The sequence below is a fragment of the Dermabacter jinjuensis genome (assembly GCF_902381725.1).
Lineage (GTDB): Bacteria > Actinomycetota > Actinomycetes > Actinomycetales > Dermabacteraceae > Dermabacter > Dermabacter hominis.
Genome location: NZ_LR698963.1, coordinates 1,883,544 through 1,895,561, shown reverse-complemented (window position 1 = coordinate 1,895,561; position 12,018 = coordinate 1,883,544). Strand labels below are relative to the sequence as shown.

Here is a 12,018-nt window from a genome sequence, read left to right as displayed (position 1 = left end):
GCTGTGGCTCGCACTCGTGGCTTACAGGAAGTGCGCTGCTTCCTTGTCCAGGAACCACGTCGTCGATTCCGTACCCCGCACCGCCGAGGCCGGGCAGGCCGCAGCATCGACCTTCCCGTGCGCCGTCTTTACCGCCTGCGCCTTATCGAAGCCCGCGACAAGGAAGGACACGTGACGCGCGCTATTGAGCACAGGCCATGAAAGCGAAATGCGCTCCGACGGTGGCTTCGGGGAATTGCGTACGGGAACCGCGTAGGCCGATGTCGCCCGAGCATCCCGGTGTTCCGGGAAAAGCGAGGCGACGTGGCCGTCGGGGCCAACCCCGAGCAAAAGCACATCGAAGTAGGCCTCGCCCTGTGTCGTGAACGCTGAGTCGCTTCCCTGGATCGTGAGTTGCTGCCCGTACCAGGCGGCGGCCTCATCAAGGCTCATACCGGCGTCGGAACCGGGGATCGTGTGCACGTTGTACACGGGGATGCCCGCGCCGGTCGTCAACGCCGAGATCACGGGGCGATCGTTGCGGTCCGAGGACTTGGTTGCGACGAAGCGCTCGTCACCCCACCAGACGTGCAGCTTCGACGTGTCGACCTCAGCGAACTCAAGCGAGATAGCGATGCGCTCCGCCGTCGCCGTTCCTGCACGCCCGCCCGTGAGAACGAGGTGGGCGATACCGCGCTCCTCAATAGCGGCGGCGATCCGAGCCACGGCGTCCTTCGCCACGGCCTTCACGACGGCATCCATGTCGTCCGAAACAACGTCGGTTGACTCGGGCTTGCCCACCGCGAAACTGTTCGGGTCACCGGTCAGCGGGAATGCCGCGGCGAGGACATCGCCGTACACGTCATCGGGGTCGAGACGGCGAAGCTCTTCGCTCAAGAGGTCGTACATGGTGCGCTTCGGCATCGTCACGAACTGGTCGTCATTGTTGCCGGGAAGGCTCATCGTGATGCCCTCCTCACTCGAGCGCATAAGGCGGATGTCGCCGTCGTCGCGGTGAAGGGTCACGGCGCTCAGGCCGTGATCGGCTTTGACGACCTTGAATTCGACCGGAACATCTTCGCCGAGCGAGCGCTGGAGCCAGGCCTGCATGAGCAGCGACGATGGGTTGTCTTCGAGCCCTTCGATAGTGATGGCTTTCGGCTTGTCGGCGGGCGGGTAGTCGTACGCGGTTGCGACGAGACCGCGCCAGTTGGTGATGCGCGACCACGACAGATCGGAATCACCCGACTTGTAGCCGCGGGCGAGACGCAGAAGGGACGACTTCGGGCTTTCGCACTGGTAGACGTCGGTGATGCGGCGCTGCGCGATTGCACCGAGCGGATCCTGCGATGGTGAGGCCGGCGGAGTGTAAGGCCACCACGTGACGATGGGGGCATCGGGAAGTAGAAGCGGCGTGATGAGCGTGTCGAGGCCAGCATTCACGCGTCCGTGCGCGCGCAAAATGATGACCTCGCCGGCGCCGGCGTCCGTACCCACCCTGATTTCCGCATCGAGGGCATCGCGATCCGAGTCGTGCTCGGTCACGATCACAATGATCCGTGCTGGGTGCTCTTGGCTTGCCCGCACCGCGGCCTGGATCGGCTCGTCGAGCGAGCCGGTGTGCGTCACGATGACGAGCGTCGCGACGCGGTTGAGGGAAATGAGTCCGTCCTCTTCGCGCAAATCGCGAAGCTTAGCGCCGATCTGCGAAGCTGTCGTGTTCTCAAGTGTCGAAATCATGGACGCCTCCAAGTGCGGCCGTCGCGGGCCATCATGTCGTGTGCAGTCTGCGGTCCCCACGTGCCTGAACGGTACGGGGCGGGCGGCATATGCTCATCCCAGAACTCGAGGATGGGGTCGAGGATCTTCCAGGAGAGCTCCACCTCCTTTTGCCGGGGGAAGAGAGGAGGAGCGCCACGCAGAACGTCAAGAATGAGGCGTTCATAGGCCTCGGGGGATTCCTCCGTGAATGTCGATCCGTACGCGAAGTCCATGTTGACATCGCGCACCTCCATTTGGGTACCGGGAACCTTCGAGCCGAAACGCATTGTCACACCTTCATCCGGCTGGACGCGGATGACGACCGCGTTTTGGCCGAGGTCTACGGTGTCGGTATCGCGGAAGGGAAGGAACGGCACCTGCTTGTAGACGATCGCGATCTCCGTGACGCGCCGCCCGAGGCGCTTGCCCGCGCGGAGGTAGAACGGCACGCCTGCCCAGCGGCGAGTATTGACCTTGAGCTTGATCGCCGCGAAAGTCTCGGTAGTCGAGTCGGGCGAGATACCGTTCTCTTCGAGGTAGCCGTTGACCTGTTCACCGCCTTGCCAGCCGCCGACGTACTGACCACGGGCGGTGCCTTCGGCGAGATCCTCTGGCAGTTCGACTGCGGCGAGGACCTTTTCTTTTTCATTGCGAAGCTCGGCAGCATCGAACGTGATGGGTTCTTCCATGGCCGTCAGGGCAAGAAGCTGGAGCAAGTGGTTCTGGATGACGTCGCGCGCGGTTCCAATACCGTCGTAGTACCCGGCGCGGGTGCCAATCCCGATGTCTTCAGCCATCGTGATCTGCACGTGGTCGACATAGCGCGAGTTCCACACGGGCTCGAACATCTGGTTCGCGAACCGGAACGCGAGCAGATTCTGCACCGTTTCCTTGCCGAGGTAATGGTCGATTCGGAAGATTTCTTCGGGCTTAAAGACTTTTTCGACGATGTCGTTGAGCTCTCGTGCGCTTTCGAGGTCGTGCCCGAAGGGTTTCTCGATGACGACGCGCCGCCACGAATGTTCGGAGGGAGTGTTGAGGCCCGATTGTGCAAGTTGTTCCGCGACCTGAGGGAAGGCGCTGGGCGGGATGGAGAGGTAGAAGGCATGGTTGCCGCCCGTTCCCCTCGAGTCGTCGAGCTCGCTTACCACTCGCGTGAGTTCTTCGAAGGCTTCAGTGTCATCAAAGGCACCCGTGACGAATCGAAGGCCGCCTCTGAGTTGTTCGAACGCGTGCTCGTTGAAGGGGGTGCGTGCGTACTTCTCTACGCTTTCGCGCATGTAATCGGCGAAGTCGTCGTGGCTCCAGTCGCGTCGACCGAAGCCCACGAGGCCGAAGGCCGGGGGGAGTAGACCGCGATTGTGCAAGTCATAGATTGCGGGAAGGAGCTTTTTGCGGGCGAGGTCGCCCGTGACTCCGAACATGACGACCGAGCACGGTCCAGCGATGAGGGGGAGGCGACGGTCGCGCGAATCGCGCAGAGGGTTGCCTGGTGCAGCTTCGTTCTGCCTCACTATGGTCCTTTGGTAGGTATTGACTTCTGTCGCGGCCGTGCCCGCGCACCCAAAGGACGGGGCGCGGGCACGGCGCGTAAAGGGGTGTTACTGTGCGGCCGAGGCGGCGTCACGAACCGCCGAGAGGAGGTCCTCCCAAGCGGCCTCGAACTTTTCGACGCCTTCGCGTTCGAGCACGGCGAAGACATCGTCGAGGTCGATTCCGGCGGCGCTGATGGTTTCGAGGGTCTCGCGTGCGGCGGAGAGGTCGCTCTCGGTGAGGGGGCCCTCGATACGGGCATGGTCGGCAACGGCTTCGAGGGTTTTACCTGGAACCGTATTGACGACCGGATTGCCGACGAGGCGGTCCACGTACATCGTGTCGGGATAGGCCTCGTTCTTCACGCCGGTTGATGCCCACAGGGCGCGCTGCGGATTCGCGCCCTTTTCCTTGAGGGCGGCGAAACGATCGGAGCCGACATACTCGAGGTATTCGGCAAACGCAGCCTGCGCGTTGGCGAGGCCGGCCTTGCCGAGAAGGTCGAGGGCATCGCCGCCGATGGCTTCGAGGCGCTTATCGATTTCGCTGTCCACGCGGGACACGAAGAAGGAGGCCACCGAGTGGATGCGTGAGAGATCCACGCCGTTTTCTGCTGCCTTCTCGAGTCCGCTGAGGTAGGCATCGATCACCTGGCGGTAGCGCTCGAGCGAGAAGATGAGCGTGACATTCACGCTAATGCCCTCAGCGATCGCACGGGTGATCGCCGGGAGGCCCTCGTCGGTCGCGGGGATCTTAATCATCACGTTCTCGCGGTCCACGAGTGCGCTAAGGGACTTCGCCTGCTCGACGGTCGCGTCCTCCTCGTGCGCGAGGCGCGGATCGACCTCGATCGACACTCGACCGTCGAAGCCGTTCGAAGCTTTGTAGGTCGGCGCGAATACGTCGCATGCATCGCGCACATCGCGCGTCGTCAGCTCCGTGATGATTGCATCGGCATCGAGGCCGCGCGAAGCCGCGTCGGCGATTGCACGGTCGTAATCCGACTTGCCCGCGATGGCCGCCTTGAAGATCGCGGGATTCGTGGTGACACCGACGATGTTGCGTTCGCTCATGAGCTTTTCGAGGTCTCCGGTGTCGATGAGTGCACGGGAGAGATCGTCGAGCCAGAGGGAGACGCCAAGGTCGCTGAGCTTTTGCGTCAGTTCGGTCATGGCAAAACCTTTCGGGAGGTGTTCGGTTGAGCTGAGTATCCGATTGATTGGCGGTTACTTACGAGCTGCAGCGAGGGATTCTTTCGCCTTCGCCGCAACGTTTTCGGCCGTGAAACCGTACTTCTCGAACAGGAGCGAGCCCGATGCCGACTCACCGTAGTGCTCGAGCGAGACTGCGCGTCCTGCGTCACCGAGGAAGCGATACCAGGGCATCGCGATCCCGGCTTCGACGCTCACGCGCGCTTTGACGGTGCTGGGAAGAACCGATTCGCGGTACTCCTCGCTCTGCTCGTCAAACCACTCGACGCAGGGCATCGACACGAGTCGCGTGGGAATGCCTTCGGCTTCAAGTAGCTTCTGCGCGCCTGCAGCGTGCTGGACCTCGGAACCCGTCGCGATCAGGATGACCTCGGGCTCACCGTTGGAAGCGTCCTTCATGACGTAGGCGCCCTTGTCGAGGTTGTCCGCGCTCGCATACTCCTCGCGGTCAAAGGTGGGAACACCCTGGCGCGTGAGGATCAGACCAGCGGGACCCTCGTCGCGCTTGAGGACCGCTTTCCACGCTTGAGCAGTCTCGTTCGCATCAGCCGGTCGCACGATCGAGAGGTTCGGGATTGCGCGGTAGGCGGCGAGGTGCTCGACAGGCTGGTGGGTGGGGCCGTCTTCGCCGAGGCCGATTGAGTCGTGTGTCCACACGTAGATCGCGGGAGTCTTGCACAGCGAGGCGAGGCGCACCGAGCCGCGCATGTAGTCCGCAAACTGGAAGAACGTGCCGCCATACGGGCGTGTAAGGCCGTAGAGCGAGATTCCGCTCAGGATGGCGCCCATCGCGTGCTCGCGAATACCGAAGTGGAGAGTGCGGCCGTACGGGCTGCCCGAAAAGTCCTTGGTTTGGTTGGCCTCAGGAATGAACGACGGTTCACCCGCCATAGTCGTGTTGTTGGAGCCCGCGAGATCAGCCGACCCACCCCACAGTTCGGGGAGAACGGGAGCGAGGGCAGAGAGGACTTTGCCGGAGGCAGCGCGGGTCGCGAGGCCCTTCTCGTCGGCCTCAAAGACCGGCAGCGCCTCGTCGAGATCCGTGGGAAGGTCGCGGGCGATCAAGCGGTCGTACAGCGCCGCGGCATCGGGATTCTCGGCGCGCCACTCTTCCACCTTGGCATCCCATTCGCGATGCTTCTGGGCACCGCGCTCGATGAGGGCGCGGGCGTGTGCGAGAGCTTCTTCGTCGATCTCGAAGGTCTTTTCGGTATCGAAACCGAGGATGTCCTTGAGCCCGGCGATGGGCTGATCGCCAAGTGCGGATCCGTGAGCAGCGTGGTCTCCGGACTTGCCGGGGGTCGGCCATGCGATCACGGTGCGGAGGCGAATGAAGGTCGGCTTGTCAGTGACCTGCTGGCCGGCGACGATTGCGTCCTTCAGCTCCTTGAGGTTTTCGACGTACTCGGTGCCGCCATTGGTCCAGTCCACGGTGCGCACATCCCAGCCGAGGGCCTGGTAGCGGGCGGCGGTGTCCTCGGTAAAGGCGATGTTGGTATCGCCTTCGATGGAGATCTCGTTGTCGTCCCAAATGACGATGAGGTTGCCGAGCTGCTGCGTGCCGGCGAGGGAGGAGGCTTCGTGGCTCACGCCCTCTTCGAGGTCGCCGTCGGATGCAATCACGTAGGTGAAGGTGTCGAACGGGCTCTCGCCGGCGGGGGCGGTGGGATCGAGGAGGCCCCGAACGCGGCGCTGCGCCATGGCAAAGCCTACGGACGATGCAATTCCCTGGCCGAGCGGACCCGTCGTCATTTCGACACCGGCCGTGTGGAAGTTTTCGGGATGGCCCGGGGTCTTCGAGCCCTCGGTGCGCAGCGCCTGAAGGTCTTCAACCTCGAGGCCGAAGCCGCCGAGGAAGAGCTGGAGGTACTGCGTGAGGCTCGTGTGACCGCACGAGAGGATGAAGCGATCTCGGCCGAACCAGTCCGGATCCTTGGGATCGTGGTTCATGATGTCCTGGTACAGGAGGTAGGCAGCAGGGGAGAGGCTCACAGCCGTGCCCGGGTGCCCATTGCCGACCTTCTGTACGGCTTCCGCGGCGAGGATCCGCGCGTTGTCGATGGCACGCTTGTCGAGATCGCTCCAGCCCTCGGGGGCTACGAAATTGCTACTCACGAAAGTTCTTTCCCTTCCATCGGTTGATCCATCTCAAGCGCCGAGGGCGGGACCGGATCGGCGCGAGGGGCCAAAATCGTGTCGATAGTATCGCGCGAAATTGGAGGATAGGTGACTGCTGTCTCAGGAAATGCAGGAAACAAGGGCTCAGCGGCGGCGCCGGCACGCAGCTGTGCCGTGTGGGTCCGACGGCTGCTCGGCAAGCGTCGGACCTGGACGTCTAGTTGCACTGACCGGGGACGTTAGTTGACTTGCGTGGCATCGCCCGGTCTCTGTATCCTCGGCCGCATGTACTCAGGCATCGCCTCGATGAAGCTGCGTTCCGTCCGCTGACGGCGGCGGGACCCCTTATGACCTCTCGTCTGCCGTCCTGGCCATCTGCCGGGCGGCCGCTTCGTGGTGCCCGGCTCCATGACGAGCTGAGAGTACACAATGCCAACCACAGAACCTTTACAGTCATGTGCTTGGATCGGGACATCCCAAGGATCCGCTGCACACATCCGCGCTGAATCACTCCACCTGACACTCGGCGACAGGCCGCTGCTGAGTGGGACTGACGTCACCGTCTCCACCGGGTCGCGACTGGCGATCGTCGGCGACAACGGCCGGGGCAAGACCACCTTGCTCCACATACTGGCGGGGATCTTGAAACCCGACTCGGGAGTGGTGACCCGGGTGGGTTCCCTCGTCCTGGTCAAACAGGACATGGCCACCGAGGGCGATCGCACGGTCGGTGACCTCATTGCCGAGGCTACCGCCCCATCCAGGGCCGCTCTGCAGGCCCTCGACGTGGCTACCGCGGCGCTGGCCGCGGGCGATGACGCGGCCGACGCCTATTCCGCCGCACTCGAGGCGGCCACGCGGCTGGACGCCTGGGATGCAGACCGCCGTGTTGACATCGCCCTGGCGGGCCTGGACGCCTGTAGCGACCGCGATCGGGTCCTGTCGACCTTGTCGGTCGGTCAGCGGTACCGGGTACGGCTGGCGGTCGCCCTCGGATCGACCCCTGACCTGTTGCTGCTGGACGAGCCCACCAACCACCTGGACGCGGCAGGGCTGTCGTTCCTGACTGAGCGCCTGCGGCACCACCCCGGTGGCCTGGCCTTAGTCAGCCACGACCGCGCCCTGCTGCGCGACGTGGCGACCAGCTTCCTGGACCTCGACCCGACCCGCGATGGCCTTCCGCGCACCTACGCGGGCGGTTACGAGGGCTGGATCGAAGGGCGGCAACGAGAACGGGCCGCCTGGGAGCAAGACTATGCCGCCCAGGTCGCCCGGCATCAGGAACTGACCCGCGCCGCCGACGACGCACGCTCCCGCCTGTCGCAAGGCGGTTGGCGACCCGACAAGGGAACGGGCAAGCACCAACGGGCTACGCGCGCTGCCGGGGTGGTCCAGGCTTTCAACCGCCGCATCGTGGACCTAGAGCGTCATCAGATCGACGTGCCAGAGCCACCGCTGCGGTTGGCATGGCCCATATCGTCAGCGCGGACCGGTCAGAACATCGTCAACGCCTCCATGCTCACCGTGACTGACCAGTTGACCACCCCGGTCTCGGTGGACATCAGCGGTGGAGACCGGTTGGTGGTCACCGGGCCGAACGGTGCTGGGAAGTCCACACTGTTGGGGCTTCTCGGTCGGCGACTGGCCCCGAGTACAGGCCAGCTGCGGGTGAACCCGAGGGTGCGCGTCGCCCTGTTGTCTCAAGAGGTCCCTGACTGGGACGACGCCCTCCCCGCACACGTGGTCTACGAGACGTACCTGGCCACGCAGGGCCGCCGATCACAGGCACCCTCCCTCGGCTCACTCGGGCTGCTTGAGCCCGCGGCAACCCGCACACCCGTGGGGCACCTGTCGCAAGGGCAACAACGCCGCCTCCATCTGGCCATGTGCCTGGCGGTGGACCCGGACCTGTTGCTCCTGGACGAGCCCACCAACCATCTGTCATCGAGCCTCGTCGACGACATCACCACCGAGCTCCTGCGGACCTCCTGCGCCACGATCGTCGCCACGCACGACCGGCAGATGCTCGACGACCTCACCGACTGGCCCCACCTCAGCCTTGCCCCAAAGGACCTGCCATGAACCCCCTTCGCCCCTTGTCCGTCCCCGGCTACCGACCGCTGTTTGCAGCGATGGTGCTCACCGTCTTCGCCCAGGGTGCCTGGGCCCTCTACTTAGCCATGCAGACCCTCGACCTGGGCGCCACGGCGGCCACCTTGTCGGGTGTCGTGGCGTGGAGCGGCATCGGCCTGCTCGCAGGTTCCTTGCCCGCCGGGGTACTTGCGGACCGCGTCGCCAAGAAGTCCGTCATCGTCGGCGTCCTCACTGTCAACCTCGCCACCTCGACGACGACCTCCACCGCCGCCATCTTCGACGCGGCCACTTTCTGGATGCTGGCAGTGTCCGCGTTCATCATCGGCGTCTCGACCGCCTTCTTCTTCCCGGCCTACACCGCGCTCGTGCCCGTCCTCGTGGGAAGCGACGACCTGATGGCCGTCAATGGGCTCGAAGGGACCACCCGGCCGCTGGTAGGACAGACCCTCGCCCCCGGTGTCGTCGGTGCCGTCATCGGCGCGAGCGTGCCCGCCGCGGGCGGGTACCTCATCGCCGGCGCGGTCGGACTCGCCCTGATCGCCGCCCTGCGGCTTCCTGCCCCTTGCTCAGCCGAGACCGACGCCGAAGCTCCGGCCACCTCTGCGCTGCGGGACCTGCTCGACGGGTTCGGCTACGTCGCCCGCACGCGCTGGGTTCGCTCCAGCGTGCTGTTGGCGGCCGCCATGGGCCTGGCCGTGACCGGCCCGCTGGAAGTTCTCCTGCCCGCGCTTGTACGTTCGACCCATGACAACGGTCCGGCTGTGTACGGAGTCGTCCTCGGAGCTCTGGGCGTCGGCGGCCTGGTGGGTTCCCTCGTCGCCGGCTCATGGCCCACCCCCTCACACTTCCTGCCCGTAATGGTCGGCGCATGGGCACTCGGCTGCCTTCCACTGGCCATCTCCGCATTCACCAACAATCCGTGGATCATCAGCGCCGGACTGGCGGTCTACGGTGCGTCGATCGGAGTCGGGATGGTCATTTGGGGCACGGTCCTGCAGGAACACGTACCGCTGGAGATGCTCGGCCGAGTCGCCAGCCTCGACTTCTTCATCTCCATCGCCTTCATGCCACTGTCCATCGCACTCACCGGACTCCTCAGCCGACACATCGCCGCTGCCAGCTTGTTCATCGCCGCCGGACTCGTGCCGCTCGCCACGACGATCCTCCTTGCAGTCCTTGGGCAACTCCGAACGCCGCGGACGACGCCCGTCGCAGCAGGTGAGGAGTGATGCACGCCAACGCCACCCTGACACCTCGCCACCGGCTCAAGGTGGCTCAGCTCGTCGTCGACGACGGTAGGCCCATCAGCGAAGTCGCCGCTCGCTTCAAGGTCTCCTGGCCGACCGTGAAGAGGTGGGTCGACCGCTATCGCGCCGGCGAGTCGATGCAGGATCGCTCGTCCCGGCCGAAGACCTCACCGAACAAGACGGACAAGGCGACGACGAAGCGGTGCGTCAGCCTGCGGATACGGCTGCGTGAGGGCCCCGTGCAGCTCGCCGCCCGACTCGGCATCGCGCCCTCAACCGTCCACCGCATCTTGGCCGGTGCCCGACTGAACCGGCTCTCCTACGTGGACCGCGAGAGTGGCGAACCGATCGGCCGGTACGAACACCCCACCCCGGCTCCCTGGTCCACGTGGACGTGAAGAAGCTCGGGAACATCCCCGACGGTGGCGGCTGGCGCTACGTCGGCCGCCGCCAAGGCGACCACAACCGAACGGCGACACCGGGTAAGCCGAAGAGCAAGTGGCACAACCCCAGGCTCGGGTACGCGTTCGTGCACACCGTCATTGACGACCACTCCCGCGTCGCGTACACCGAGGTCCACGACGACGAGACCGCCGTCACCGCGGTCGGGGGCCTGCATCGGGCTGTGGCGTGGTTTGCCGATCGCGGCGTCTCCGTAGAGCGGGTGCTGTCCGACAACGGTGGCGCCTATCGCTCGCACCTGTGGCGGGACACCTGCGAGGCCCTCTCGATCCCCCCGATGCGGACGCGTCCGTACCGGCCGCAGACCAGCGGCAAGGTAGAGCGCTTCCACCGGACCATGGCCGACGGGTGGGCCTACGCCCGCTGCTACACCAGCGAGCAAGAACGACGCGACGCCCTGCCGGATTGGCTGCACCAGTACAACCAGCACCGCCCGCACACGGCCTGCGACAACCAGCCGCCGTTCTCACGATTGATCAACGTCCCCGAGCAGTACATCTAGTGGCGTGACTTACCCGAGAGATCCTGGCTCCCGGCCTCCCGGGCGACTATTGTGGAGGGACGTTAGGCCCTTCGCTGTGGCCAATCCCGATCACAAGGCCCTCCCCAGCCTTTTCGTCCACGCAATCTCCACGCAATCGAGGAACGCGAGTGAATCAAAGCCCCGGCACGACCACCCTTTCCCATGAGGCGACGGCGCAGCATGGAGGCGGAAGTGACCGCTCGCTTCGCCGTACCCTTCTCGCGTACGTTGCTCTCACTAAGCCGCGCATTATTGAGCTCTTGCTCATCACCACTATCCCCACGATGTTTCTCGCGGCCGGTGGTTTCCCGTCGTGGCTGCTGATCCTCAACACGATGGTGGGCGGCTACCTTGCCGCCGGTGGCGCGAACGTCCTCAACATGTATCTGGACCGCGACATCGATGCGAAGATGAAGCGCACGAAGAACCGCCCGCTCGTCACGGGTGAGGTTTCGCCGCAAGCGGCTCTCGCATTCGGGCTCGCCCTGTGCGCGCTCTCGGTGGTGTACCTGTGGGCGTTTGTCAACGCTCCTTCGGCACTCCTCGCGCTCGGCGCGATCCTGCTGTACGTCGTGTTTTACACGATGATTCTCAAGCGCCGCACGAGTCAGAACATCGTGTGGGGCGGGATTGCGGGCTGCATGCCGGTTTTGATCGGCTGGTCCGCCGTCACGGGTGGCGTCTCATGGACCGCGTTCTTTCTTTTCCTCGTGATCTTTTTTTGGACGCCGCCGCACTACTGGCCGCTCGCCGAGCGTTTTACGCAGGACTACGCCCGCGCCGAGGTTCCTATGCTCCCCGTCGTGAGCTCGCGCACGACCGTCGCGAAGCACATGGTGTTCCACACGGTCATGATGCTGCTGTGCTCGTTTGCGATCATTCCCCTCGCGCCCACAGGCATCGTGTACACGGTGAGCTCGATCGTGTTCGGCGGCTGGTTCTTGTTTCTGGTTGTGCGATACGCGGTGCGCGTGCGGCGCGGTATGACCGGTTCGAAGCTCAACCCCATGGGGGTGTTCCACGCGTCGATTACGTACCTTACGCTCGTGTTCGTCGCGCTCGCCATCGACCCCTTCGTGGTGCTGTAGAG

The 12,018-nt window shown here is 64.6% G+C and carries 7 protein-coding genes and 1 pseudogene; 4 read left to right on the top strand and 4 right to left on the bottom strand.

What is annotated here, in order from left to right; all coding sequences use genetic code 11:
* Positions 1-21: 21 nt before the first annotated feature.
* From pgl to tkt, 4 genes are all read right to left on the bottom strand, one after another.
* Positions 22-1,719, bottom strand: coding sequence for a 6-phosphogluconolactonase (gene pgl, locus FXY94_RS08410; RefSeq protein ID WP_016664604.1), 1,698 nt, complete (start codon positions 1,717-1,719; stop codon positions 22-24).
* Positions 1,716-3,254 carry a glucose-6-phosphate dehydrogenase gene (zwf, locus tag FXY94_RS08405; RefSeq protein ID WP_016664603.1) on the bottom strand — a complete coding sequence of 513 codons (1,539 nt, stop codon included), beginning with the start codon at positions 3,252-3,254 and terminating at the stop codon, positions 1,716-1,718. The genes pgl and zwf overlap by 4 nt, the downstream gene beginning before the upstream one ends.
* An 87-nt stretch (positions 3,255-3,341) precedes the next feature.
* A complete protein-coding gene (gene tal / locus FXY94_RS08400) occupies positions 3,342-4,445 on the bottom strand; it encodes a transaldolase (protein WP_016664602.1) in 1,104 nt (367 codons plus the stop codon).
* Between the two features lie 54 nt (positions 4,446-4,499).
* Positions 4,500-6,599, bottom strand: a complete 2,100-nt coding sequence (tkt, locus tag FXY94_RS08395; RefSeq protein WP_016664601.1) for a transketolase — start codon at positions 6,597-6,599, stop codon at positions 4,500-4,502.
* A gap of 432 nt (positions 6,600-7,031) precedes the next feature.
* Here tkt and FXY94_RS08390 point away from each other — a divergent pair, with 432 nt between their 5' ends.
* From FXY94_RS08390 to FXY94_RS08375, 4 genes and pseudogenes are all read left to right on the top strand, one after another.
* Complete coding sequence (locus FXY94_RS08390; RefSeq protein WP_016664600.1) at positions 7,032-8,684, top strand: ABC-F family ATP-binding cassette domain-containing protein; 1,653 nt, start codon at positions 7,032-7,034, stop codon at positions 8,682-8,684.
* The gene (locus FXY94_RS08385) at positions 8,681-9,925 is read left to right on the top strand and encodes an MFS transporter (RefSeq protein WP_016664599.1); all 1,245 of its coding nucleotides are present in this window, start codon (positions 8,681-8,683) and stop codon (positions 9,923-9,925) included. The genes FXY94_RS08390 and FXY94_RS08385 overlap by 4 nt, the downstream gene beginning before the upstream one ends.
* Positions 9,922-10,907, top strand: a pseudogene (locus FXY94_RS08380) (IS481 family transposase). The gene FXY94_RS08385 and the pseudogene FXY94_RS08380 overlap by 4 nt, the downstream one beginning before the upstream one ends.
* A 149-nt stretch (positions 10,908-11,056) precedes the next feature.
* A complete protein-coding gene (locus tag FXY94_RS08375) occupies positions 11,057-12,016 on the top strand; it encodes a heme o synthase (protein ID WP_016664596.1) in 960 nt (319 codons plus the stop codon).
* Positions 12,017-12,018: the final 2 nt, after the last annotated feature.